Raw genomic sequence first — 24,183 nt, 5'->3', positions numbered from 1 at the left:
GTGAGTCCCGAGCTCATCGCGGTGCTGGCGGTGATCGGGGTGGCCCTGGTGTTCGACTACACCAACGGCTTCCACGATGCCGCCAACGCGATCGCGACAAGCATCTCCACCCGGGCGCTGACACCCCGGGTAGCCCTGGCCATGGCGGCGGTCGGCAACTTCATCGGCGCCCACTTCGGCGCCGAGGTGGCCAAGACCGTCGGCAGCGGGCTGGTGGCCCTGCCCACCGGCGTGTCCAGCCTCGGCATCGTCTTCGCCGGTGTGATCGGCGCGATCACCTGGAACATCATCACCTGGTACTTCGGGCTGCCCTCGTCCTCCTCGCACGCCCTGATCGGTGGCCTGGTCGGCTCGACCGTCGCGGCCTCCGGGACGGTGCTCTGGTCGGGCATCGGCGAGAACGTGATCATCCCGATGATCCTCTCGCCGATGGTCGGCTTCGTCCTCGGCTACATCGTGATGATCGCCGTTCAGTGGATCTTTCGGAAGGGACACCCGGGCAAGTTGAACCGGGGCTTCCGCTGGGCCCAGACCGTCTCGGCGGCGGCCATGTCGGTCGGTCACGGCATGCAGGACGCGGCCAAGACCATCGGCATCGTGGTCCTCGCCCTCTTCGTCGGCGGATATCAGGACGACGCGACCTACATTCCGGAGTGGGCGTTCTGGACCTCGGCGGCCGTGCTGGCCGCCGGTACGTACGCCGGTGGCTGGCGGATCATCCGGACCCTCGGCCGGAAGATCATCGACCTGCGCCCGCCGGAGGGCTTCGCGGCCGAGACCGTGGCCAGCGGCGTCCTCTACTTCAACGCGCTGGTTCTCGGCGCCCCGATCTCGACCACCCACACGATCACCTCGGCGATCATGGGTGTCGGCGCCACCAAGCGCCTCTCGGCCGTGCGCTGGGGGGTGGCCGGCAACATCATCGGCGCCTGGATCCTGACCTTCCCGGCTGCCGGCTCGATCGGTGCCCTGATGTACTTCCTGGTCCGCCCCATCTTCAGCTGAGGTGTAAGGAGGGGCCCCCTGTTAACGCCTGGCGTTGTACAGGGGCCCCTATTAACGCTTACCGCCGGGTGCCGGGTGCCGGGTGCCGGGCGGCGGGTGCCGGGCGGTCGGGCGGCGGGTGCCGGGCGGTCGGGCGGCGGTGGTCAGCTGTAGGAGACGCCGATCTGCGCGCGGATCTCGTCCAGCAAGGCCATGATCTCCAGGGTGGCGGCGTGCGGCACCAGGGGGCTCTCGGTCAGCCCTTCCGCGAGGCAGCGCTGCACCTCGATGGCCTCGTACTGGTAGCCGGAACCGACCAGCTCCTCCGTGATCATCTCCGGCTCCGCGCCGGCCCGGTGCAGAGTGAACCCGCCGGGCCGGAAGAACGGCTCGGGCAGGTCGATCCGCCCGGTGGTGCCGGTGATCGACGCGGTCAGACCGGTCTGCCCGACCATGCCGCAACTCAGCGTGGCGACTGCCCCCGAGTCGTACCCGAAGATCAGGCCGGTGTTCTCGTCCGTCCCCTCCGGGCCCAGCTTCGCCCACGCCCGTAGGTGTTGTGGCGCGCCGAGCAGCAGGTGGGCCAGGCTCACCGGGTAGACGCCCAGGTCCAGCAGGGCGCCACCGCCGAGCGCCCGGGCCCGCATCCGGTGCTCGGGTGGGAACGGCCCGGCGACGCCGAAGCTGGCCTGGACGCTGGTCAGCTCGCCGATCGCACCGTCGGCGATCAACTCGCAGACCCGCAGGACGAGTGGGTTGCACCGCATCCACATCGCCTCCATGAGGAAGACCCCGGCGGCACGGGCGGCGTCGATGACCTCGGTGCTGGTGGCCAGGTCGAGGGTGAACGGCTTCTCCAGCAGCACCGGCCGACCGGCGGTCAGGCAGGTCAGCGCCGCCTCGTGGTGGGCGGCGTGCGGGGTGGCGACGTAGATCACGTCCACGTCGGCGTCCGTGGCCAGGCCGGTCCACGAGGCGTACGCCCGGGGTATGCCGTGCCGCTGCGCGAAGCGCTCGGCGCTCTCGGCGGTCCGTGAGCCGACCGCCACCAACTCGGCCCCCGGCACCAGCCGGAGGTCCTCGGCGAAGCGGGCGGCGATGTGGCCGGTGGCCAGGATGCCCCAACGAGTCATGGCGCGACGCTACCGAAGATCACCACCGGGCTGTACTGGGGATCCACGGGTCGGGACTAGGCTCGGGCGTATGACGATCGACCGTGGCTACCCGGCACCGCCCACGTTGGTCGAGCACGCCCGACGGTTCCGGACCTCCGGCGAGGCACCGGCGGTACCCCGGGTGGCGGCCACGGTGCTGCTGCTGCGACCGGCCGGCGAGGGTTTCGAGGTCTACCTGATCCGCCGGGTCGCGGCGATGGCGTTCGGCGGCATGTACGCCTTCCCGGGCGGTGGGGTGGACCCCTCGGATTCCACGGCCCACCTGGACTGGGCGGGGCCGACGCCGGCCGACTGGGGCGTACGCCTCGGACTGGCCCCTGCGGCGGCGCAGGCCGTCGTCTGTGCGGCGGCTCGTGAGGTCTTCGAGGAGGCCGGGGTGCTGCTCGCCGGGCCGGATCCGGGCCAGGTCGTCGGCGACGTCAGCGACGACGGATGGGAGGCCGCCCGGATCGGCCTGGAGCAGCGACGCACCGGCTTCGCTGACCTGCTGGCCCGGCGGAAGCTCACCCTCCGCTCGGACCTGCTGCTGCCGTGGAGCCGGTGGGTGACCCCGGAGTTCGAGCCACGCCGGTTCGACACGTACTTCTTCGTGGCTCTGCTGCCCGAGGGGCAGCGGACCCGGGACGTCTCCGGCGAGGCCGACCACACCCTCTGGGTCCGGCCCGCCGAGGCGGGCCGGCGCGCCGCCGCCGGTGAACTGACCATGCTGCCACCGACCCTGGTCACCCTCGGCGAGGTGGCCGCCTGCGTCGACCTGGCGGAGGTGGCGCGGACGGCGGCCACCCGCGACGCGGCCTTTCCGATCACCCCGCACCTCGATCTGTCCGATGACGCCGAGCCCCGGTTCTACCTGCGTTGATCTGGCGGTGGTCCCGGCGGCGGCTCAGCCGAGCTGATAGTTGACGTGGGCGGACCAGCGGGCGAAGCCGATCCGCTCGTAGAGCGCCAGCGCCGCGGCGTTCGACTCGTCCACGTAGAGCATCACCCGGTCCAGCCCGCGCCGGTCGCGTAGGTAGGCCAGCCCCGCCGTGGTCAGCGCACGGCCGAGCCCGCCGCCGTGCGCGGACGGCTCCACCCCGAGCACGTACACCTCGCCGATCCGGGCCGAGCCGGGTCGTTCGTGCACCTTGGTCCAGTGGTAGCCGAGTAGCCGGCCGGTCGCCGAGTCGACGGCGAGCAGGAAACCGGCTGGGTCGAACCACGGTTCGCCGAGGCGTACGCGCAGGTCATCGACGGTCCACCGGCCTTGTTCCGGGTGGTCGGCGAAGGCCCGCGCGTTCAGTGTCAGCCACGCCTCGTCGTCGGTGCCGAGGCGGAACGCCCGCAGTGTCACCCCGTCGGGCAGCCCCGCTTCGCCCAGCGGCGCGGTGAGCGGTCGGCGCAGTTGCCAGAGGACCCGCGCGCGGGCGAAGCCGAGATCCACCGCGAGCGCGGCGGCCGATGGGTGGTCGCCGTGCGCCCAGGCCCGCAGCGGACCGGTCGCGGTCGCCAGCACCCCGCGGGCCAGCGCCCGGCCGGTGCCCCGGCGCCGGTACGCCGGATGCACCACCAGTTCCACCCCGACGCCGGTGCCCGGGTCGGACGTGTCGAGGTGGGCGTAGCCGGTGAGGGTGCCGTCGTCGCCGCGGGCGATCAGGTGGGTCGCCGGGGCGTGCTCGTCGCGCAGTCGGAGCAGGACGTGTTCGTCGAACGGGTCAGCGCCGTCGGCGTCGCCCGCCGTCCGGGCGAGCACCAACACCTCGGCGATCTCTGCCGGTCCGAGCCGGTCGGCCCGGCTGACCTGGTCGCTGGTCGCCTCGGTGCTGCTCATCGCACCACCGTAACCGGGACGGACAGGACGCCGGAGGGCAGTCGGCCACCGCGCCCCGTCACAGCCCCCGGCTCGGCAGCGCCTGGAGGTCGAACCTGCTGGTCAGCTCCTCCAGGATGCGGTACAGGGCGTTCACCGTGCCCTGCCGGTCGCCGCCCGCGTCGTGCAACAGGACGATCGACCCGGGCTGTGCGCCGCTGACCACCGACGAGGCGATCCGGTTCGCGCCGGGCGTACGCCAGTCGGACGGGTCCAGGTTCCAGTGCAGGGGTGCCATGCCGAGGTCGCGGGAGACGGAGATGACCGAGTAGGTCCAGGCGCCGCCGGGCTGCCGGTACCAGGCGATCGGCGCGTCGGGTGCCGCGGCGCGGATCGCCTCGCTGGTCCGTAGCAGGTCGGCCCGGATCCATTCGGTCGACCGGGCGCCCAGGGTGACGTCGTGATCCCAGCTGTGGTTGCAGAGTGTGTGTCCCTCGGCCACGATCTGCTGGACCAGCCACGGGTACGCCTGAGCGTTCTTGCCGACCACGCAGAACGTGGCGGTGACCTGGTACTCCCGCAGGATCGCGAGAACCTGCGGGGTGTAGTCCGGGTTGGGGCCGTCGTCGAAGGTGAGCGCGACCCCGGCGGTGCCGGTACTCACCCGGGTGCCCATCGGGCCGATGTTCGGGTCCTCCGACGGTCCGTCGGAGGTTTGTGGCGCGGGCGTCTCGGCACCGGGTTCCTGCGCCACATCGGTGTCGGCGGGCGCGGACTGGTCGGCGTACTCGGGATGGTCGGCACCGGTCGCGGTGACCGTGGAGTCGGTGCGCTGCCCGTCGGGCACCAGACTCCGCCCGAGCAGGTACGTCGAGCCGAGTACCGCCGAAACCACGAGCGTGATGATCCCGAGTGCGCGTCCCGCCCCGGCCTGGTTGTCGCCCACCGCTGCCCCTTCTGCTGGCCAACTCGGCAGTCACCATAAGACGGACGAGTTGCCCAAAAGGGGCATATGGGAAATTAGACCTCGACGGAAAGTGCCCGCACCGGCATCGGGGCGTGCTCGGTGGCCTCGGCCAGCGTCCGCGACGGGGGTACGACGAACTTGTAACCCACCTGGCGAACCGTGCCGATCATCGACTCGTACTCCGAGCCGAGCTTGGCCCGCAGGCGACGCACGTGCACGTCCACCGTCCGGGTGCCACCGAAGTAGTCGTAGCCCCACACCTCGCGCAGCAGCTGGTCGCGGGTGAACACCCGCCCCGGGTGCTGGGCGAGAAACTTCAGCAGCTCGAACTCCTTGTAGGTGAGATCGAGCGGGCGGCCCTTGAGCTTCGCGGCGTAGGTGTCCGGGTCGATCATCAGCTCGCCGGCCCGGATCGAGCCGCCGGCGCCGGCAGTAGCGTTGCTCAGCCGGCCGACCGCGAGCCGAAGTCGGGCCTCCACCTCGGCCGGGCCGGCGGAGGCGAGGATGACGTCGTCGACGCCCCAGTCGGCGTTGAGCGCGATCAGACCGGCCTCGGTGACCACCGCCACGAGTGGTACGCCGAGCCCGGTCGCGTGCAGCATCCGGCAGGTGGCGCGGGCCTCGCTCAGCTCGGAGCGCGCGTCGACCAGCACAGCGTCCGGACTCGGTCCGGCGACCAGCGTGCGGACGTCACGTGGTGCGGTGCGGACCGAGTGCGGCAGCAGGTCCAGTGCCGGCAGCACCGCGGATGGTTCGCCTGCCCGTGCAGTCACCAACAGCAGGATCTCCACGATCACCTCCGTCCCGGCGGCCCGTTGTGGCCGCGCGCGACCAGCGGCACCCTGGCGGGTGTAGCGCTGGGAACTTCCGTGGGTCCCGGCGTCGCTGACGGGCGGGTTTCGCGGTTGAGCGTAACCGATTGCCCGCCTAGCGCCTCGACGCGGTTTCCTGTTTGCCCTATCTGCCCCTGATCGCGGCTCAGGTTTTAACGTCGTGGAAACCGTGGCACCCGCGATTTGCGATTGGTCTGGCACGATCGGTAGGTGTTTGCCTCCAGCTCGCCCGAGACCGGCCGCGACCCGTGGACCGATGCCCCGCCCACCGCGGGCGGCCCCGCGCCGCGTACCGGCCCGGCCACGGAGACCGACGAGCGGCGCTCCGGTGGACCGCGACGGCTGCGCCGTGGCGGCGCGGCCCGCCGCGCCGACGACGGGTTCGACGCCGACACCGACGACGAGGCGCAGACGGAGCCGGTCGAGGTACGCCGGCAGCTCTCACTCGCCATCGGCGGCTTCGCCGCGCTGCTCGGGCTCGGTCTGGTCCTCGGCGCACAGGCCTCCGCACCTGGACATCGGGTGCCCTTCACCATCGTGGTGCTCACCGTGCAGCTGTTGTTCGTGCTCGCCTGGACGATGGCCACCCGGCCGCCGGCCCTGGCGGTGGTGATCGGTGTCGGCGCGGTGACCGCGCTGGCGGCCGACACGGTGGCGATCCGTTCGGTCGACGCCCGCCTGGGACCGCTGCTCTACGTGGCGATCGGCGGGGTACTCGCCGCGGTGCTCGGCCAGCTGATCCGGCGGGTGGACCGGGTGCGGGTGACCGACTCGCTACGGACGACCGCCACCATCGTGCTCGGGGTGGTGGCCCTCGCCACGCTCATCGTGCTGAATCGGATTCCCGCCGGGACCCAGGCGATCGCCGTCTGTCTCACCGCGGCCGGGGTCGCCCTCACCATCGCCCGGGTGGCCGACGCCATCGCCGCCTGGCCGCGACTGGCGCCCCAGGTGCCCCGAGGGGCGGTCGGGGTCGTCGTCGGCGCGATGGCCGGCACGCTGGTCAGCGCACTCCTCGGCGGTTACCTGGTCACCCCGTTCACCCCCACCCGGGCCGCGATGATGGGCCTGGCCGCGGCGGTCGTCGCCGTGCTGGCCGATCTCGCCGTCAGCTACGCCGAGGCCGGCCGGATGATGGCGGGCGAGCAGCCTTCGGTCTGGGCGGCGCGGCATGTCCAGGGGCCGCTCGGTGGCTTCGCGATGGCGGCGCCGGCCGCGTACCTGATGTGCCGGCTGGTGCTCTGACCGGCTGCTCCGGCAGCGCGCGATTGAGAAATCGGGACTGCGGGTACCACCCGTTCGCCGCTGGGCGGCGTCCGGGTACGACGAGACAGTTCGCCGCCGGGCGGCGTCCCGGGTACGACGAGACAGGAGACGGCGTGGAGCACGAGCAGACGTACGGACGGCGACCGCGGCGACGCGGACGCAAGGTGCTGATCGGGTTCGTCGTCCTGCTCATCGTCCTCGCCGGGCTGATCGCCATCGCCGACCGGGTGGCGGCCAACGTGGCCGAGCGGACCATCGCCGACGAGGTTCGTCAGCAGGTGGCCCAGCAGGGTGCGCAGTCCTCGCCGCCCGAGGTCGAGGTGGGCGGCTTCCCGTTTCTCACCCAGGTGCTAGACGGCCGGTACGAGCGCATCTCGATCCGGTTGCGGGACGTGCAGGGTTCGGTGCAGGGCGGCGTGGTCGCGCTGCCCAGCCTGGACGTGGACGCCCGCAACGTGCGGGCCTCGCTGGACACCCTGCGCACCGGCCAGGGTGACGTCGTGGCCGAGACGGTCAACGGCACCGGCACCATCAGCTACCAGAGCCTGACCGCTCTGCTCGACCGGGAGGGCCTGACCCTCGGCGAGCGGGACGGACAGCTCGCCGTCACCGCCCCGGTGGACATCCTCGGCCAGCGGTTGACGGTCACCGGCACCGCCGACATCGTCGTCGGCGAGCAGGGGCAGGTCGCGTTGCAGTTCGACGACCTGGACGCCGAGGGTCTGCCCAATCTGCCGTTGGCCCGCACCCTGGTGAACAATTTCGCCCGCAGCATCTCGGTCGACGTACCCCTGCCGGAGTTGCCGTTCCAGCTCACCGTGCGCGAGGTCCGGCCGCAGCCGCAGGGGCTGACAGTGACCGCCGACGCACGGGACGTACCGATCAACTCGGCGGGCTGACCGCCGGGCCGGCGTCCCGGATGCTGGTCGGCCCGATGGGAAAGCTGGGATCGCTGGTAGGCTCGCTGCTCATGGGGACGCTCCTCACCAAACGGCGCGCGATCGACCTGTGTCGCGTGGCCACCTGCCTGTGTCGCCCCGTCATCTGACGGCGGGGCTGTCTCGGGCCGCCTAGCGGCCATCGGCACTCGGGGTTCGCGTACCTCCATCCCAGTGCACCCCACCAAAATCGCCCGGCAGCGGCGCCGTCGCACAAACCCGTGATCCGTTCCTAGCTATGGGTCCCGCGCGTGGTGCGACACATCCACACAACCACCTCCGCGCAGGCTCACCAACCATCCTCACCAGGGAGTGATCTGATGAGTCGCGACACCGCACTCGTCTCGGCCGACTGGGCCGAGAAGAACCTCGACGCCCCGGGCGTCGTCTTCGTCGAGGTCGACGAGGACACCTCGGCCTACGACACCGGGCACATCGCCGGCGCGATCAAGCTGGACTGGAAGACCGACCTGCAGGACCCGGTCCGCCGGGACTTCGTCAACAAGGAGCAGTTCGAGGCGCTGCTCTCCGAGCGGGGCGTCAGCAACGACGACATCGTCGTCCTCTACGGCGGCAACAACAACTGGTTCGCCGCGTACGCGTACTGGTACTTCAAGCTCTACGGCCACCGCGACGTCAAGCTGCTCGACGGCGGTCGCAAGAAGTGGGAGCTGGACGCCCGGCCGCTGGTCCGCGACGCGGTGTCCCGCCCCGCCACCCAGTACGTCGCCCAGCCGCAGGACACCTCGATCCGCGCCTTCCGCGACGAGGTGGTCGCCGCGATCGGCACCAAGAACCTGGTCGACGTGCGCAGCCCCGACGAGTACGCCGGTCGCCTGCTCGCCCCCGCCCACCTGCCGCAGGAGCAGGCGCAGCGGGCCGGCCACATCCCGACCGCGATCAGCGTCCCGTGGTCGAAGGCGGCCAACGAGGACGGCACCTTCAAGTCCGACGACGAGCTGCGCAAGCTCTACGCCGAGGCCGGCCTGAACGACGGCAAGGAGACCATCGCCTACTGCCGGATCGGCGAGCGCTCCTCGCACACCTGGTTCGTGCTGCAGGAACTGCTCGGCCACGACAACGTGAAGAACTACGACGGATCCTGGACCGAGTACGGCTCGCTGATCGGCGTGCCGGTGGTGCTCGGCGATGAGCCGGGGGAGGCCTGAGATGACGGCACCCACCGCCGCCGGTTGCGCGGCCCCCGACCAGTCCGCCCCGCTGCCCGCCAGTCTCGACCTGGAGAAGGAGACCGTCATCACCGGCGTCGTCCGCTCCACGGAGGGCGAGGCGGTGCCGGGCGCGTACGTCCGGCTGCTCGACTCGACCGGTGAGTTCACCGCCGAGGTGGTCACCTCACCGGCCGGCCAGTTCCGGTTCTTCGCCGCGCCGGGCACCTGGACGCTGCGGGCGCTCTCGCGCTACGGCAACGGGGACACCACGGTGACCGCCGGCCGGGGCATCACCGAGGCGACCGTCACGGTCACCGACTGACCCAGGCCCTGATCGGCCTCGTGGCCCGCGTCCCTCTGTGGGGGATCCGGGCCACGAGCCGTGTCCGGCGAAGACCACCCGGCAAGCGGAAAGCGACGAGCGGTGAAGTGGGGCGCCGGTCCGACGAAGGACCGACGCCCCACTCGCTCTGGAGGGTCAGATGCCGGTTGCTCTGGTGCAGGTGGAGATCGGATCCAGGGCGAAGTCGAGGGTGCCGACGATGCCCGCCTCGATCTGGTGGCGCCGCACCTGCGGCACCCAGCCGTCCTTGGCCACGATCACCTCGTAGCGGCCCTTCGGCAGCCACCAGGCGTACCTGCCGTTGGCTTCGGCCGTCAGCGTGGTGCCGGTGCCGGCCGAGATCAGGTTCACCCGGACGATCGCCGGAATGCCCACCGTCACACCGCCGCAGGTGGTGCCGGTGACGGTGCCCTGGATCTTGCCCCAGTTCGCCGGCGGAGACACGTTCATCTCCACCGACACCGGGGTCACCGGGTACGGGCTGTCCGAGGCGATGGCCAGCTCGCCGGCGTACCGGCCCGGCTGGACGACCCCCGCCGCCGCGGTGGCGGTGAGAGTGACAGTCACCGTCCGCGACGCCCCCGGGGCGAGGGTGAAGGTGGTCGGTGAACTACCCAGCCATGGCAGATCCGCCTCGGCTGCGCAGAGCCCCAGGCCACCGAGCCGCTCGCTCTCCGCCGAGCCCACGAAGGAGCTGGGCGAACCGCCGATCTTGTACGCACCGCAGGCGGCGGCGCCCCGGTACCGGCCGAACTGGGCGTTGGGCAGGTCACGCCACGCACCGGTGGCCGGGTCGAAGCCGATGGTGCGGTTGGTGACCGCCGTCGACCCGGCGGTCACGCCGCCGGCCAGCACCAGCAGTCCGCCGGCCGCCGTGTACTGGGAGCCCCACAGATCCAGCGGCATCGCCGGCAGTGGACTCCAACTGTCGGAGGCCGGATCGTAGCGGTAGGCGTCGGTGTACTCGGTGCTGCCCAAGCCGCCGGCGCAGTAGACCGCCGCGCCGATCCCACCGCAGGAGAGCCACGACACCGGGTGCGGGTACGCGGCTCCGGTGCTGAACGCGCCCGTCGCCGCGTCGAACACCACCAGCCGGTCGGTGTCGGTGCAGGTCGAATCGGCGCAGCCGCCGACCAGATAGACCTTCCCGCCGAGCACCGCCGCGCCGGCCGCGGCGACCGGCGTCGGGTTGGTCACCCCCGGCAGGGTGCTCCACGTTCCGGCGGCCGGGTCGAAGACGTCGACCGTGGCGTTGGTGCCGCTGCTCGACCAACCGCCGATCACGTAGAGCTTGCCGTCGATCGCCGCCGCGGTCGGCTTCGACCGGACCGTCGGCAGGTCGGGCAGGGCCGTCCAGGCGTCGGCATCCGGGTCGTACGCCCAGGCCTTGCGCTCGTTGCCGGTGCTACCGCCACCGCCGACCGAGTAGACCTTGCCGTCCAGCCAGGCTGCCGCGTTGTCGTAGATCGACGCGGGCAGCCGGGCGATCTGAGCCCACGCGTCGTCGGCGGCGATGGCCGCGTCCGCTGCCGCCCCGCCGTACGCGATGCCGGTGCGTTCCTTGCTGATCCCCTTCATCTTCTGCTCGCGCAGCGGTGCGCCGTCCTGCTTGAGCAGCTCGAACTGGCCCGAGCGTTCCAGCAGGTCAACGGTGGCCGGTGCGGTGCCGCTGTTGCGCACGGTCACCCGGGTGGTGCGGGTGCTGCCGTAGGGCTGGTGCGACTCGATGGTCGTCGGGCTGACGGTCAGCCGCCCGGCACCGAGCGCGAAGTTGGCCCGCTTCACCCCGTCGGCTGCCACCGCGACGTCCTTGGTGGCCGGCTGGTACGGGGTGCGGCTGGCGGTGAACGGGTGAGCGCCGGTCAGGCCGGAGAAGAGCCAGTAGAAGCCGTCCGGCTCGGCCGGGTCCTCCGGCGTGGCCGCCGACACCGCCCGGTCCGCCGGCCGGTCGTCGCTGACCACCGTCACCCCGTTCAGCGGGGTGTCGGTGTTGCGGTCGGTGGTGGTGCCGACCACCAGCCCGCCGGGCACCGGCGAGCAGTCACGGTTGACCACCTCGACGTCGTCCACCTGCCACCACCAGGCGAAGGTGCCCTTGAAGCGGAAGCGGACCAGCGCGGATGAGGCGTTCGCGGCCGGGGTCAACGGCACCTCCTCGACCCGGGGACCGCGCCGGCTGGCCGTCTGGTGCCAGACGTTGGTCCAGGTGGCGCCCGCGTCGGTGGAGACGTCGATGTCGGCGGTGTCGGTGATCCCGACCGCCCGCCAGTCGCTACGGAACCGCAGCACCGGCGCGGCGGCCCCGGACAGGTCCAGCGGCGGGGCGACCAGGTCGGTGTCCTGGGTGTTGCCGGAGCCGAGGGCGTCGCTGTCGATGATGGCGAAGCCACCGGAGCCGCCGGTGAGGTTCCCTCGGCTGCGGAGGTCGTTGAAGACCCACCCGCCGGAGGTGGTCCGGTTCGTCACCGTCCAGCCCGGCGGCGCGCTCGTGCCGTCGAAACTCTGGGTCAGCAGCGGCGTGCCGAACTGCCCGGTGTAGCCGGCGGCGGAGCAGGCCGCGTCGACGGGTACCGCCACGTTGGCCGTGGTGTCGCCGCCGCCTACCGCCACCTCCCGGGTGACGGTCCGGTAGCCCGGGTATCGGGCGGTGACGGTGAGCTGGTACGAGGTGTTGCCCGGCACGGCGAAGGAGTAGCGGCCGGTGACCGGGTCGGTGAAGACCGGATCGCCGGGCCGGCCGGACACCTCGACCTTGGCGTACAGCGGCCAACCATGCCCGGAGCCGTCGGTGATCTTGCCCTTCACCGTGACCGTCGGGGTCTCCACCAGGGCGAAGTCCCGGGTGACGGTGCCGTCCTCGGGCACCGTGACGGTCGCCGACTGGCCGGCGTAGCCGTACGCGCTCGCCGTCAGGGTGGCCTCGCCGGCGGGCACGCTCAGCGCGTACCGCCCGTCGGCCCCGGTGCTGGCGCTGCGGGTACCGTCGGTCACGGTCGCCCCGGCGAGCGGGTCGCCGTCGGCGGCGTCGGTGACCACGCCGGTGAGCCGGCCGACCGGGCCCCGGGGCGCGTCCCGCACCGCCGCGTACGCGTCGAGCCGCCCTTCGCCGAAGACGTTGTTGTCGGCCGGGGTGCCGCCGCAGGTGGTGGCGTCGACGTCGCGGGCCGTCCGGTCCAGCAGCTCCTCCGTGCCGGCGATGTCCCCGCGCAGGCTCGGCGCCGCTGCCCAGACCAGCGCCACCGCGCCGGCCACGTGCGGTGCCGCCATCGAGGTGCCGCTGAACGAGGCGTACCCCCCGTTGCGGACGCTGGAGCGGACACTGCTGCCGGGCGCGGCGATGTTCGGCTTGATCAGGTCGGTGCCGGAGCCCCGGCCGGAGAAGCCGGCGATGTTGTTGTTCACGTCGTACGCGCCGACCGCGTACGCGTTGGCGTTGTCGCCGGGCGAGCCGGCGCTGCCGCAGGCCGGGCCGTCATTGCCGGAAGAGAAGACCGGGAACATGCCGGCGGCCCGCCAGGCGGCGACGGTCTGCTGGTACCAGGGGTCGTCCCCGTCGCCGCCCCAGGAGTTGTTGACGATGTCGGGGCGCAGGTCCGGCCGTGGGTTCTGGCCGTTGGCGTCGGTGGGGGCGAGCACCCACTGGCCGGCGGCGAGCAGGGAGGCGTCGGAGCAGTTGTTCGACTCGCAACCCTTGGCGGCGATCCACTTCGCGCCCGGGGCGACGCCGATCTGGTTGCCGGCGCCGTCGTCGCCGACCATGGTGCCCATCGTGTGGGTGCCGTGGTCGTTGTTGTCGCAGGGCGCGACGCCGGCGCAGACGCCGGCCGGATCGAACCAGTTGTACGCGTGGTCGAAGCTGCCCCCGAGGTTGCCACGGTAGGAACCGACCAGCGCGGCATGGTCGTACCGCACGCCGCTGTCGATGTTGGCCACCACGACGCCTTCGCCCCGGTCACCGAATTCGTCCCACACCTGGGGTGCGCCGATGTTGGTCAGTCCCCACTCGATCGCGGCGGCGCGTGCCCGGGTCGTCTCGGCGGCGGTCGGCAGCACCAGGGGGTAGCTGCGGCTCGGCACGATCCGGGCCACCTCGGGCCGGCCGGCGATCTCCTCGACCAGCGCCTTGTCGCCCTCGACCCGGAGCGCGTTGGCGATCCAGTAGGCGGTGTGCGGGACCTTCCGCTCATCGAGCATCGTCCGCAGGTCGCGCTGGGTGCGGGTGGCCGTGGTGGTGAGCAGCCGGTGCACCTCACGGGCCCGTGCGTCGGGCTCGGGCAGCTTGCCGGCCGACGCGAGCGGTGCGGTCTCGGCGAGGTAGACCAGGAACGTGGCGGTGGACGCGGTACCGAACTGGTCGAGCAGTTGCGGGTCGACGGTGGCCCGGTGCGTGGCCGGCTGTGCGGCCGGTGCGGCGACCGCCGGCTGGGCGGTCAGGCCCAGGACAGCGGCGGTCAGCACCGCCACCGCCCGCCACCGTGGCGAGCGGCTGGATGGTCGTGTGAACAATGTTCCTCCCCCACGTCGTCGGTCCCGATCCGTTCGGGGCCCGGACATCCGCGCGCCGGGCTGCGACGTCGCGGAGCGGTCGGGACGATGTGGGTGGCCGGTGGTGGTGGCGCCCGCCCGCTGAGAGTCATGCTCTTGCCCCGAGAGTCGGTGATCAATGGACGGCGTCGGTCAGTACTCGGTCAGTGACGAGACGCGATTCTGACCGTTAGGCTGAAAACCAGGCGACATCGGTGACCGTCTTTGGCGATTGGTGGGAAGTCGCAGGTCAGTGCGGTGCGCTCGGGGAGGCATCGTGTCCGGTGGAGAGATCCCGATTCTGGTCTGCGTCAGCTCCGACGCCACCGTCCGGCAGCGGGTGGTGCAGCGGCTCGACGGGGTGGGGCCGGTGTTGATCTGCGCCGACCTCGCCCAGCTTCGGGCGATGTTCCCGGCCCCGACGGTCGATGCCGGTGTTCCGGGCGGTGAGCCGGCGGGGCGTCCGGCGCAACGGCCGGCCAGCTGGGGGGAGTTGGTGGTCGACGGAACCGGGCACCTGGTCACCTGGCGAGGTGTGCCACTGGGGCTGACGCGTACCGAGCGGGACCTGCTCGCCCGGTTGGTCAGCGCGCCGATCACGCTGTGGAGCTACGAGCGGCTCTTCGCCTCCGTCTGGGGTGGCGCCTATCTGGGTGACACCGCGATCCTGCACTCGGCGATCAAGCGGCTGCGCCGCAAGCTACGGATGCTGCCCGGGGGGCCGCAGGTGCAGACCGTCCGCGGCGTCGGCTACCGACTGGCCGCGCCGCCGGAGGCAGCCGACGGGCATCCGGACGGGCGTCCCGGCGGGACGCCGGAGCACGCGTGACACCATGACCGGGTGAGCAGCACGGTCCACACGGGGTACGCCCCACCGACAGGTCCCCGGCCACCGGCTTCCGGTTCCGGGTGGCCGCGTTGGTTGATCGTGGCGACCGTGGCCTGGACGGTGCTGCTCGCCGGCTTCACCTGGGTCTCGGCGCGGGACGATCCGCCGACCGTCCGTGAGCAACGCACCCTGTCGCAGGCCGGTCCGCTGGTGGACGGCGCGATCGGCGAACTGGTCGCGGCCTCCGACGCGGGCGTACCTGCGCTGGCTCCGCCCGAGGTCGACCGGGGCTGCCGGATCAGCCCGTTCGCCGAGGGCGCGACGCTGGTACGCGCGGTGGAGGTGGCCGTACCGGTGGGCGAGGAGCGGGTCCTGCTGGAACAGGTCGCCGATCGGCTGCCGGCGCGGTGGCGGGCCGGCGTCCGGCTCACCCCCGACGGTCCGCGGCTGCGCGCCGATGCGGGCGAGTTCGTCACCGTGGCGGGCCGGGTGGTGGCGGACGGGCGGCTGCGGTTGACCGTGGACACCGGGTGCCGCCCGGTCGGCGACGGTTACCCGGGCGACGCGACCGGCCCCGATGGGCCGGAGGCCAGCGCACTGGCCGAGGCGTTGGGTGCCCTCGGCAGCCCGGCCACTGACCGGCAAGCGGTGGTGAGCGCGCCCTGCCCCAACGGCGGGGCCGCCCGTACCGTCCGGTCCGCCGCCGGCTCGGCCAGCACGTCGCCGCCGGCCGCGCTCGCGCCGCTGGCGGTCGGCACGCCGGTGGTGGCCACCCCTGAGCTGTACGCCTACCGACGCGACGGCGTGGCGGTGCTGGCCGACCTGGAGCAGGACCCGATCCTGCTCTCCGCGACCACCGGCTGCGCCGGCTGATCCTCCCCGTCACTCCTGCCGGTTGGCCTGGTCCTCGCGGCTGCGCCCCAGCGCGTCCACCCGGCCCCACCGGCCGGGGATGTCCAGCAGCTCCACCCGACCCATGCCGGACGGCACGTACGGGTCGATGATCAGGTGCTCGCCCTGCGGTTCGAGCCCCAGGATGACCCGCAGCAGCAACAGCGGAGCTCCCGCCGACCAGGCCTGCGGGCTGCACGCCGTCGGATACTGCACCGGGTACTCGGTGAGGTCGCGCTCGTAGCCGGCGAACACCTCCGGCAGCCGGCCCTCGAAGTAGCGGGAGGCCCCCAGCACCGCCTCGCAGATCTGCCCCGCCTCCTCCCGGAAGCCGTACTTCCACAATCCCCAGGCGATGATCGAGTTGTCGAACGGCCAGACGGTGCCGACGTGGTAGCCGATCGGGTTGTAGCGCCCCTGGTCGTCGGCGAGCGTCCGGACGCCCCAACCGGAGAAGAGCCGGGGGCCGAGCAGGTGTTGGGCGATCCGCTTGGCTCGGGACTCGTCGACGATGCCGCTCCAGAGCAGGTGTCCGATGTTGGAGCTGAGCGCGTCCACCGGGGTCCCGTCGGAGTCCAGGGCCAGCGCGTAGTACTCCTTGTCCGGCAGCCAGAAGTCCCGGTTGAACCGCTCCTTGAGCTCGGCCGCCTCCCGTTCCAACTGTTCGGCGTACTGCGGGTCGTTCCAGAACAGGCGGGCCATCCGGGCGCCGCGCAGCTTGGCGTCGTAGGCGTAGCCCTGCAACTCGCAGGTGGCCCGGGGGAAGCTCGGTAGCCGGCCGTCGGAGTAGGAGATCGCGTCCCACGAGTCCTTCCAGCACTGGTTCTCCAGGCCGGATTTCGGGTTCCGGGTCTGATACCAGAGGTATCCGGTGCCAAGCAGGTCGCCGTAGGTGTCGATCCAGGCCAGGGCCGCCCGGACGGGGAACTCGAGCTTCTTGACCATCTCGACGTCACCGGTCCACCGCTCGTACTCGTCGAGCAGGACCACGAACAGCGGAGTCGAGTCGGCCGCGCCGTAGTAGGGCGAATGGGGCTGCTCCTCGAAGCCGGCGGTCTCGCCGTAGCGCAGCTCGTGCAGGATCTTTCCCGGATCCTCGTCGCGGAAGTCGTCCAACCGGTGACCCTGAAGCCCGGCCAGCATGGTCAACGTCGGCGGGATCAGCTCCGGCAGGAACGGCAGCACCTGGAGCGAGGTGATGATGCTGTCCCGGCCGAACAGCGTCATGAACCAGGGCAGACCGGCGGCCATCAGGCGGACGCCGAGCGCGATCGACTCGTACCGCAGCGCGGCCAGGTCGCTGAGGCTGCGCTGGTAGGCCCCGGCGAGTGGCTGGTAGTCACAGCCCAGCTTCGGCGCCCTGGCGACGAAGTCGGCGTGTTCGACCTCGATGGCCGCGACGGTCCGGTTGCCGGAGTACGGCAGCAGGGTACGGATGTCCTCGCCACGGGCACCGTAGATCATGGTGGTGACCGTCAGGCGGGTGGTCCACTCGCCGTGTGGCCCGATCTGGACAGGGAAGGTCATCCCCTTCCGGTCGACCTGGGCGGGCGCGCTGCTGTTGATCACCGTCTCGCGGTGGAACGCGTCCCGCCGGTAGTTCAACCGCAACGTGTCCTCGCCGGGGGCGGCGGTGTTGTGGCCGTTCTTGCGCTGGGTGTCCTTGATCTCGAAGAGGTCGGCGAAATCCGCGGCCATCTCCATCCGGACGGTGAACGCCATCTCCTGCCCGGAGTGGTTGAGCACGGTCAGCTCCTCCTCCAGGCTGCCGCCGATCGCCCGGCTCCTGATCACCGAGACCTTGGCGTCCAGGTAGTGGCTCGGCTCTCCGGGGACCAGGAAGTAGCGGGTCCGGAACGACTCCGTGTCGTCGATGGAGAGCGCGTGCAGCCGTTCGCCGTCGAGCAGCAGCCGCCAGGTGGAGAGGAACCGGGTGTCGAAGGAGAACAGGCCGGTGGGGAAGTCGAGTGCCGGTTCGATGTCGCCGCGCCGGTCGCTGACCACGAAGGTGTTGCCGTCGAGAATGCTGACCAGCTGCTTCACCGCGTCCACCTGGCATGCTCACGGGCCACCTCGCGCGGGTCCCGGGTGCTGGGTGGGGATGGCAGGAAGCGTCGGAAGGCGAGGAACACGACCACGTTCCCGCTGTAGGTGCTCTCGTTGCGGAACAACGCCGCGATGGCTTGCGTCCGGCCGGTGACCAGCCGCTCGAACGTGTCCACCCCGCAGTACCAGACGGCGTCGGCGTGCTCCGGACCCTGGCTGACCTCGGCCGTACCTGGGCGCATCCGGACGATCCAGTGCTCGGTGCGGTGACCGTCGGACAGGTCGATCCGCAGGGTTCCTCCGACCGGGCCGCGTAGGACCTCCGGGGCGCGGGCCGGCAGGGTCGCGAAGAACTGTTGGATCGCCTCGGTCACATCCGAATCGTAGGCATTGGCCCGACTTGTCGGGCGGGTTCCGCCGCCTTGCCGTTCACTGTTCCGCGACTCAGTAGACGAGCGCCTGGGCTCCTTCTGCCATCGTCTCCTCGACGAAGACGGCAGCACCGGCGATCCGTACGCCGGGGAGCACGTCGCCGGAGCCGATGTCCCGGCGGGCGGCGCACTGGGTACAGGCGGTCACGGTGCCGGTGGTGAGGATCACGTGCAGCAGCTCGGCCAGTGGCGCCGAGTGCGGCAACTCGAAGTCCTGTGCCCGGCCGGGCAGGGCGAACCAGGTCGATTCGCCGGTCAGCCAGAGTGATACGGGCACTCCGGCGGCGGCGGCGGTGGCCGCCACGGTGAAGGCCTGGGCGCACCGCTCCGGCGCGTCGGCGCCAGCGGTGGCCTTGACGACGAGAGTACGGGCCATGTCGCCAGCATAGGATGACCCGGATGGTCACCGAGATCGGGTTCGTCAGCCTGCTGGTCGCCGGCCTGGGCGCCCTCGCCGGTGGCCTGGTCTACCTGGCTGTCCGCATCTCGAGAGGCAAATGGTGATCCGGTGAGTGACGAGAATCCGCTGGCGCCGCCGCCCTGGCTCAACGCGCCGCCGGTGGAGCCGTATCCCTTCGAGGAGAGCCACGACCTGCGGGTCGGCCCGAAGCTGCATCCCACGCTGGACGGCCTGCTGCCGTACATCGGGGTGTGGCGGGGCCGGGGTCGGGGCGGCTTTCCCACCATCGAGGACTTCGACTTCGCCCAGGAGATCCGGATCAGCCACGACGGCCGGCCGTTCCTGCACTACGAGTCGCGGGCGTGGATCCTCGACGAGCAGAGCCGGCCGGTGCGGCCGGCGGGCCGGGAGGTCGGCTGGTGGCGGCCGGTGCTGGACGGCGACCGGGCCACCGACGAACTGGAAGCCCTGTTCACCACCCCCACGGGAGTGATGGAGCTGCACATCGGCCGGCGCAAGGGCACCCAGCTGGAGTTCGTCAGCGACGCCGTGGTGCGCAGCGCCACCGCCAAGGAGGTCACCGCCGGTCACCGCCTCTTCGGCATCGTCGAGGGGGCGCTGCTCTACGCCCAGGACATGGCTGCCGTCGGTCAACCACTGTCTCCGCACCTGTCCGCCCGGCTGACCCGGGTCGCCGGCTGACCCGTCGACCGGGGCAGGTCACGGATGCGGGAAGCCCAGCAGATCCTGTAGCGCACGGGTGCGCGGGTTGCGGCGCAGCGGCACGCCGTCGAGGGTGTGCACCGGCACCAGGCCGCGTACCGACGAGGTGAGCCAGACGCCGTCGGCGTCGCGCAGCCCGGTCGTGGTGACCATGCGTTCGGCGGCGGCCCAGCCGACCTCGACGGCATGGGCGAGCAGCCAGGCGACGGTGGTGCCGGGCAGGATGCCGGTGCGCCCGGCCGGCACGGTGCACAGCGTGTCGCCGGCCAGCCAGACCAGGTTGGCGGTCGGCCCCTCCAGGGCGTACCCGTCAGAGGAGACCCACAGCACGTCGTCCACGCCCGCCCGGGCAGCCCAGCGCCGGGCCGCGCTGCTCGCCCCGTAGGACGTGGATTTGATGCCCACCGGGAGCCAGTCCAGCTCCGGCCGGGCCTCGGCGGGCACGCCCAACGACAGGGTGGCCACGCCCACTCCGTCGCGTCGGGCCTGTCGGGCCGCCGGGGGGACCGCCGCCAGGGTGGCGTAGACGGTGGGCGGGCCGCCCCCTTCCGGCCCTCGGGTGCAGACCAGACGCAGCGCACCTTCCACCTCGGCTGGCCAGCCGGCGGCGACCTCGTCGAGCAGCTCGACCAGGGCCTCGTCGGCCGGCACGGTCAGCTCCACGGCCGCGGCGCCGGCCCGCAGCCGGGCCAGGTGTTCCCGGCACAGCCAGGGGCGTCCGTCGCGGAGGTGCATGGTCTCGAACAGTCCGTCGCCGCGCAGTACGCCGAGGTCGTCGCCGCGCAGCACCGGTTCGCCGGCCGGCAGCAGCCCCCGCCCCAGGACGCCGATCCGCGAGGCCACCATGAGGGCCGAGCATAGTGCGTTCCTGCCGCGCGGTAGGCGCGTGGATTTCCGAACTATGATCGGAGGGTGTCCGAATCCTCCCTCGCGGAACTGCTCCGCGCCCGTGGCCTGCGGCTGACGGCGCAGCGACAGCTGATCCTCCAGGCGGTGCTGGACCTGGGGCACGCCACCCCTGAGCAGGTACACACGGCGGTCCGCGAGGTCGCCGCCGGTGTCAACATCACCACCATCTATCGCACGCTGGAGCTGCTGGAGCGGCTCGGCCTGGTCACCCACACCCACCTCTCGCACGGGTCACCGACCTATCACGCCGCTGGTGAGGACCAGCACGTACACCTGGTCTGCCGGGAGTGCGGCGCGATCGACGAGATGGATCCCGAGCTGCTGCGCCCGCTGGCCGACCAGCTGGCCGGCGAGCGGGGCTTCCGGGTGGACATCGGCCATGTCTCCTTCTTCGGCGTGTGTGAACGTTGCGGGGACGGGGACCAGAAATGATCGACATCGCGGGCGCGGTGGCCGTGGAGAGCATCGACGAGGCCAGCCGGGACCAGCCGGAGCCGGCCCACGCCGCCGCCGGGGTGCGGGGCGTGGCCGCGCACTACGGCGACCCGATGCGCGAGCAGCGTCAGCTGGACACCGAGGCCGGTCTCGTGGACCGCTCGCACCGGGGCGTCGTCGCGGTGCCCGGCGCGGAGCGCATCTCCTGGCTGCACACCCTCACCACCCAGCACCTGGCCGAGCTGAGCCCGTGGCAGGGCACCGAGCTGCTGGTGCTCTCACCGCACGGCCACCTCGAACAGCACGCCATGGTCGCCGAGGACGGCGTCACCACCTGGCTGGACACCGAGCCGGGGGCAACCGAGAGGCTGCTGACCTACCTGGAGAAGATGCGCTTCTTCAGCCAGGTCGACCCCCGCGACGCCACCGCCGAGCACGCATTGTTGTCGCTGGTCGGGCCGAAGGCGGCCGAGGCGGTGGCCGTGCTGGACGTGCCGGCGCTCGCCGAACCCGACGTCGTCGGGCTGCCCGGCCCCAAGTTCCGGTCGGGTGAGGTGCCGTCGCGCCCGACCGCCCGCTACGACGTGCAGCCGCTGCCGGTGGGTGGCTGGGCCCGCCGCGTCCCGCTGGGCGTGGACCTGCTGGTACCCCGGGCCGCGATGGACCAGGTGGTCACGCAGCTGCGCGCCAACGGCGTGCCACCGGTCGGATTGTGGGCGTACGAGGCGATGCGGGTGGCCGCCCGTCGGGCCCGGGTCGGTGTCGACACCGACCACCGGACCATTCCCGCCGAGGTGGACCTGATCGCTGCGGCAGTGCACCTGGACAAGGGCTGCTACCGGGGACAGGAGACGGTCGCCCGGGTACACAACATGGGCCGCCCGCCGCGCCGGCTGGTCCTGCTGCACCTCGACGGCGTCACCACCGACCAGCTCCCGGCCGCCGGTACCCCGGTCACCCTGGACGGTCGGACGGTCGGCTTCGTCGGCACCGCCGTGCACCACTACGAACTGGGCCAGATCGCGCTCGCCGTGGTCAAGCGTTCGGTGCCCGACGACGCCACCCTCCGGGTCGGCGACAGCGCCGCCGCCATCGACCCCAGGTAAGGAAGGGCCCCCTGTTAACGCCTGAGGTAGAGGACGGGCCCCCCGTTAACACCGGTGGCCGGACCGGGCGCTCTAGGATCGCCGGCATGACGACAGGGACGTTGATCACGGTTGCCCCCACCGGTGCGGAGTCGGCCAAGTCGGAGGTGCCGGCGCTGCCGGTGACCCTCGACGAGCTGGTGCTCACGGCCAAGGAGTGCGAGGCGCTGGGCGCTTCCGTGATCCACGTCCATGTCCGGGACGACGAGGCGCGGCCCACGCTCGACCAGGGGCGGCTCCGGGCGACCGTGGCGGCGCTGCGGGAGAACACCGACCTGATCGTGCAGCTCTCCACCGGAGGCGCGGTCACCGACCCGGAGGCCGACCGTCTCGCCGTGCTGGACGCGGGGCCGGACATGGCCTCCTGCACGATGGGTACGGTCAACTTCGGCAACGACGTCTTCCTCAACCGCTGGGAGTTCATCGTCGACCTGCACACCCGGATGCAGGAACGGGGCATCGTTCCGGAGTACGAGATCTTCGACCTCGGCCAGCTGACCGCGTTGCAGCGCCTGCTGGGCACGTACGGCCTGCCACACGGCGGTCACGTGCACGTCGACTTCGTGATGGGGGTGCCCGGGGGTATGCCGGGCACCACGGCGACGCTCGTCGCGGCCCGGCAACTGCTGCGGGACCTGCCCGAGGGCACCACCTTCTCGGCGACCGGCATCGGCCGTAGCACCATCCCGGTGCTGCTCGCCGCCCTCTCCACCGGCGGTCACCTGCGGGTCGGGATGGAGGACACGGTGACCTACGCCAAGGGCCGTCCGGTGGAGTCGAACATGCAACTGGTGGCCCGGGCGGTCGGCTTCGCCCAGCTCGCCCAACGTCCACCGTTGAACACGGGGCAGGCCCGCGAGCTGCTCGGCGTGTAAGGCGCGGGTCCGGCCCACGTCCCTCTACACCCCGAGGTGGAGTCCCTGCTCACCCCGGTGTCTGGCCTGTCCGGCTGCTCGGTACCGTCCACATCGTGGACAAGACGTACGAGGGCGGCGTACCGCTCGCCGAGGTGGTCCGGTCCGGTTTCGTGGAGGGCGTGCACCGCGGTTCGGTGGTGGTGCTCGACGCCGCCGGTGCGATGCTGGCCGCCGCGGGTGACGTGACCTCTCCCATCTTTCCCCGTTCGTCGAACAAGCCGATGCAGGCCGTCGGGATGCTTCGCGCCGGGTTGCCGCTGACCGAGCCCGCCGACCTGGCCATCGTCGCGGCCAGCCACGCGGGGGAGGAGTTTCATCTGGCCCGGGTCGCCGGGTTGCTCGCCGGTGCCGGGCTCGACGGGGAGGCCCTGCACTGCCCGCCGGACCTGCCGGTCGGCGAGGAAGCGCGGGTGGCGGTGCTGCGGGCCGGCGGTGGCCCGACCCGGATCCAGATGAACTGTTCCGGCAAGCACGCCGGCATGGTGCTGACCTGCCGGTCCGCCGGCTGGCCGGTGGACGGCTACTGGCGACCGGAGCACCCGCTCCAGCAGTGGCTGCGCGACACGGTCGAGGAGTTCACCGGCGAGGAGGCGGTGGCGGTCGGCGTGGACGGGTGCGGCGCCCCGGTGCTGTCCGCGTCGTTGACCGGGTTGGCCGCCGCGTACCTGCGGCTGGTCGGGGCCGAGGGCGACCCGGTGACGAGCGCGGTCGCCGACGCGATGCGGGCCCACCCGGAGGTCGTCGGTGGTACGCAGGCCGACGACACCCGGGTGATGCGTGGCGTACCCGGACTGCTGGCGAAGGTCGGCGCGGAGGGTGTCATCGCCGCGGCGCTGCCAGGCGTCGGTGCCGTGGCCCTGAAGATCGACGACGGCGCGGGTCGGGCCCGGATGCCGGTGCTGGTCTCCGCCCTGCGGCGGCTCGGTGTCGACGCGCCGGTGCTGGCGGAATTCGCGGAGTTGCCGCTCTTCGGCGGCGGCCTACCGGTCGGCGCCGTACGCCCGCTCTGGTAGCCGTCCGCCACCTCCGCGCCGATCTAGGGGTTCTTGTCGTGGCTGGAGATCGACTAACGACACTTGGCCCTAGATCGGCGCGGAGGTGGCGGCGTGGCGGAGGTGCCGGACCGGTGGGAGGGGGTCAGTGGGGCAGGAAGGCGAGTAGGGCGGCGTTGACGGGGGCTGGACGCTCCAGCGGTAGCAGGTGGGCGGCGTCGGGTACGTCGGGCAGTCGGGTCGCCTGCGGGGCCTCGGCCGCGATGCGGTCGGCCAGCTGCCGGATGTCGGGTAGGTCCGCGGCGCCCGCGCCGGCCAGTACGGGCATGCGTAGCTCGCCGAGCCGACCGACGGCCGGCGGGTCGAGCTCCGCGACGTCCACCGCGCTGAGTGCCAGTTCGGCGGCGAGCGCACGTTCGTCCATCTCGGTGGCGAAGGTGATCAGCTGTGGGTCGACATCCGCCGGGTCGCGTT

25 protein-coding genes are annotated in these 24,183 nt (G+C 72.0%); 15 read left to right on the top strand and 10 right to left on the bottom strand.

Going from position 1 to position 24,183, the window contains the following annotated elements; translation table 11 throughout:
* Positions 1-1,005 carry an inorganic phosphate transporter gene (locus tag BMY89_RS26215; protein ID WP_092382751.1) on the top strand — a complete coding sequence of 335 codons (1,005 nt, stop codon included), beginning with the start codon at positions 1-3 and terminating at the stop codon, positions 1,003-1,005.
* A 143-nt stretch (positions 1,006-1,148) separates the two neighbouring features.
* Here BMY89_RS26215 and BMY89_RS26210 read toward each other — a convergent pair whose 3' ends face one another.
* Complete coding sequence (locus tag BMY89_RS26210; protein WP_092382750.1) at positions 1,149-2,117, bottom strand: Gfo/Idh/MocA family protein; 969 nt, start codon at positions 2,115-2,117, stop codon at positions 1,149-1,151.
* 70 nt (positions 2,118-2,187) lie between these two features.
* Here BMY89_RS26210 and BMY89_RS26205 point away from each other — a divergent pair, with 70 nt between their 5' ends.
* On the top strand, positions 2,188-3,018 hold the full coding sequence (locus BMY89_RS26205; RefSeq protein WP_092382749.1) for an NUDIX hydrolase: 831 nt from the start codon (positions 2,188-2,190) through the stop codon (positions 3,016-3,018).
* Positions 3,019-3,042: 24 nt separating this feature from the next.
* On the opposite strand, the gene mshD is transcribed toward BMY89_RS26205, so the two are convergent.
* The 3 genes from mshD to BMY89_RS26190 all read right to left on the bottom strand — a co-directional run bounded on the left by mshD (position 3,043) and on the right by BMY89_RS26190 (position 5,712).
* A complete protein-coding gene (gene mshD, locus BMY89_RS26200) occupies positions 3,043-3,969 on the bottom strand; it encodes a mycothiol synthase (protein WP_092382748.1) in 927 nt (308 codons plus the stop codon).
* Between the two features lie 58 nt (positions 3,970-4,027).
* Positions 4,028-4,894 (bottom strand): polysaccharide deacetylase family protein, encoded by an 867-nt coding sequence (locus BMY89_RS26195; protein WP_092382747.1) that lies wholly within the window; start codon positions 4,892-4,894, stop codon positions 4,028-4,030.
* Positions 4,895-4,968: 74 nt separating this feature from the next.
* Positions 4,969-5,712: a winged helix-turn-helix transcriptional regulator gene (locus BMY89_RS26190; protein WP_198414133.1), complete on the bottom strand. Its 744-nt coding sequence runs from the start codon at positions 5,710-5,712 to the stop codon at positions 4,969-4,971.
* A gap of 246 nt (positions 5,713-5,958) precedes the next feature.
* Here BMY89_RS26190 and BMY89_RS26185 point away from each other — a divergent pair, with 246 nt between their 5' ends.
* The 5 genes from BMY89_RS26185 (at position 5,959) to BMY89_RS26170 (ending at position 9,446) form a co-directional block, all read left to right on the top strand.
* Positions 5,959-6,993, top strand: a complete 1,035-nt coding sequence (locus BMY89_RS26185) for a hypothetical protein (protein ID WP_092382746.1) — start codon at positions 5,959-5,961, stop codon at positions 6,991-6,993.
* 134 nt (positions 6,994-7,127) lie between these two features.
* The gene (locus BMY89_RS26180; protein WP_092382745.1) at positions 7,128-7,913 is read left to right on the top strand and encodes an LmeA family phospholipid-binding protein; all 786 of its coding nucleotides are present in this window, start codon (positions 7,128-7,130) and stop codon (positions 7,911-7,913) included.
* 35 nt (positions 7,914-7,948) lie between these two features.
* Positions 7,949-8,062 carry an Ms5788A family Cys-rich leader peptide gene (locus BMY89_RS31495; RefSeq protein WP_332455113.1) on the top strand — a complete coding sequence of 38 codons (114 nt, stop codon included), beginning with the start codon at positions 7,949-7,951 and terminating at the stop codon, positions 8,060-8,062.
* Between the two features lie 210 nt (positions 8,063-8,272).
* The gene (locus BMY89_RS26175; RefSeq protein ID WP_092382744.1) at positions 8,273-9,121 is read left to right on the top strand and encodes a sulfurtransferase; all 849 of its coding nucleotides are present in this window, start codon (positions 8,273-8,275) and stop codon (positions 9,119-9,121) included.
* 1 nt (position 9,122) lies between these two features.
* Complete coding sequence (locus tag BMY89_RS26170) at positions 9,123-9,446, top strand: DUF1416 domain-containing protein (RefSeq protein ID WP_092382743.1); 324 nt, start codon at positions 9,123-9,125, stop codon at positions 9,444-9,446.
* A 156-nt stretch (positions 9,447-9,602) separates the two neighbouring features.
* Here the strand turns inward: BMY89_RS26170 and BMY89_RS26165 are convergent, their stop codons facing one another.
* Positions 9,603-13,973 (bottom strand): S8 family serine peptidase, encoded by a 4,371-nt coding sequence (locus BMY89_RS26165; protein ID WP_175510427.1) that lies wholly within the window; start codon positions 13,971-13,973, stop codon positions 9,603-9,605.
* Between the two features lie 295 nt (positions 13,974-14,268).
* Here BMY89_RS26165 and BMY89_RS26160 point away from each other — a divergent pair, with 295 nt between their 5' ends.
* Positions 14,269-14,820: a winged helix-turn-helix domain-containing protein gene (locus BMY89_RS26160; RefSeq protein ID WP_092382741.1), complete on the top strand. Its 552-nt coding sequence runs from the start codon at positions 14,269-14,271 to the stop codon at positions 14,818-14,820.
* A 12-nt stretch (positions 14,821-14,832) separates the two neighbouring features.
* Positions 14,833-15,693, top strand: a complete 861-nt coding sequence (locus BMY89_RS26155; protein ID WP_092382740.1) for a hypothetical protein — start codon at positions 14,833-14,835, stop codon at positions 15,691-15,693.
* A gap of 9 nt (positions 15,694-15,702) precedes the next feature.
* Here BMY89_RS26155 and BMY89_RS26150 read toward each other — a convergent pair whose 3' ends face one another.
* From BMY89_RS26150 to BMY89_RS26140, 3 genes are all read right to left on the bottom strand, one after another.
* Complete coding sequence (locus BMY89_RS26150) at positions 15,703-17,754, bottom strand: amylo-alpha-1,6-glucosidase (RefSeq protein WP_092382851.1); 2,052 nt, start codon at positions 17,752-17,754, stop codon at positions 15,703-15,705.
* Complete coding sequence (locus BMY89_RS26145; protein WP_092382739.1) at positions 17,751-18,131, bottom strand: SCP2 sterol-binding domain-containing protein; 381 nt, start codon at positions 18,129-18,131, stop codon at positions 17,751-17,753. Before BMY89_RS26145 ends, BMY89_RS26150 begins: the two co-directional genes overlap by 4 nt.
* A 70-nt stretch (positions 18,132-18,201) precedes the next feature.
* A complete protein-coding gene (locus BMY89_RS26140) occupies positions 18,202-18,564 on the bottom strand; it encodes a DsrE family protein (RefSeq protein ID WP_092382738.1) in 363 nt (120 codons plus the stop codon).
* Positions 18,565-18,587: 23 nt separating this feature from the next.
* Between BMY89_RS26140 and mtfM the strand changes: the two genes are divergently transcribed.
* Positions 18,588-18,692: a small membrane protein MtfM gene (gene mtfM / locus BMY89_RS31400; protein ID WP_046570768.1), complete on the top strand. Its 105-nt coding sequence runs from the start codon at positions 18,588-18,590 to the stop codon at positions 18,690-18,692.
* 4 nt (positions 18,693-18,696) lie between these two features.
* Positions 18,697-19,290 carry a heme-binding beta-barrel domain-containing protein gene (locus BMY89_RS26135; protein WP_092382737.1) on the top strand — a complete coding sequence of 198 codons (594 nt, stop codon included), beginning with the start codon at positions 18,697-18,699 and terminating at the stop codon, positions 19,288-19,290.
* Between the two features lie 18 nt (positions 19,291-19,308).
* Here BMY89_RS26135 and BMY89_RS26130 read toward each other — a convergent pair whose 3' ends face one another.
* A complete protein-coding gene (locus BMY89_RS26130; RefSeq protein ID WP_092382736.1) occupies positions 19,309-20,157 on the bottom strand; it encodes an aminotransferase class IV in 849 nt (282 codons plus the stop codon).
* A gap of 66 nt (positions 20,158-20,223) precedes the next feature.
* Between BMY89_RS26130 and BMY89_RS26125 the strand changes: the two genes are divergently transcribed.
* From BMY89_RS26125 to BMY89_RS26110, 4 genes are all read left to right on the top strand, one after another.
* Entirely contained in the window at positions 20,224-20,652 is a 429-nt protein-coding gene (locus BMY89_RS26125) for a Fur family transcriptional regulator (RefSeq protein ID WP_092382735.1), read from the top strand.
* Positions 20,649-21,761, top strand: a complete 1,113-nt coding sequence (gene ygfZ, locus BMY89_RS26120; RefSeq protein ID WP_092382734.1) for a CAF17-like 4Fe-4S cluster assembly/insertion protein YgfZ — start codon at positions 20,649-20,651, stop codon at positions 21,759-21,761. The genes BMY89_RS26125 and ygfZ overlap by 4 nt, the downstream gene beginning before the upstream one ends.
* Before the next feature lie 86 nt (positions 21,762-21,847).
* Positions 21,848-22,675, top strand: coding sequence for a beta-keto acid cleavage family enzyme (locus BMY89_RS26115; RefSeq protein WP_092382733.1), 828 nt, complete (start codon positions 21,848-21,850; stop codon positions 22,673-22,675).
* 74 nt (positions 22,676-22,749) lie between these two features.
* Positions 22,750-23,730 carry an asparaginase gene (locus BMY89_RS26110; protein ID WP_092382732.1) on the top strand — a complete coding sequence of 327 codons (981 nt, stop codon included), beginning with the start codon at positions 22,750-22,752 and terminating at the stop codon, positions 23,728-23,730.
* Between the two features lie 124 nt (positions 23,731-23,854).
* Here BMY89_RS26110 and BMY89_RS26105 read toward each other — a convergent pair.
* On the bottom strand, positions 23,855-24,183 hold a 329-nt coding region (locus BMY89_RS26105; protein ID WP_232521556.1), incomplete at its 5' end, for an alpha/beta fold hydrolase.

This window comes from Micromonospora phaseoli, assembly GCF_900109115.1.
Taxonomy (GTDB): domain Bacteria; phylum Actinomycetota; class Actinomycetes; order Mycobacteriales; family Micromonosporaceae; genus Micromonospora; species Micromonospora phaseoli.
The sequence above is the reverse complement of the archived record's forward strand: the minus strand, read 5'-3'. Positions and strand labels throughout refer to the sequence as shown.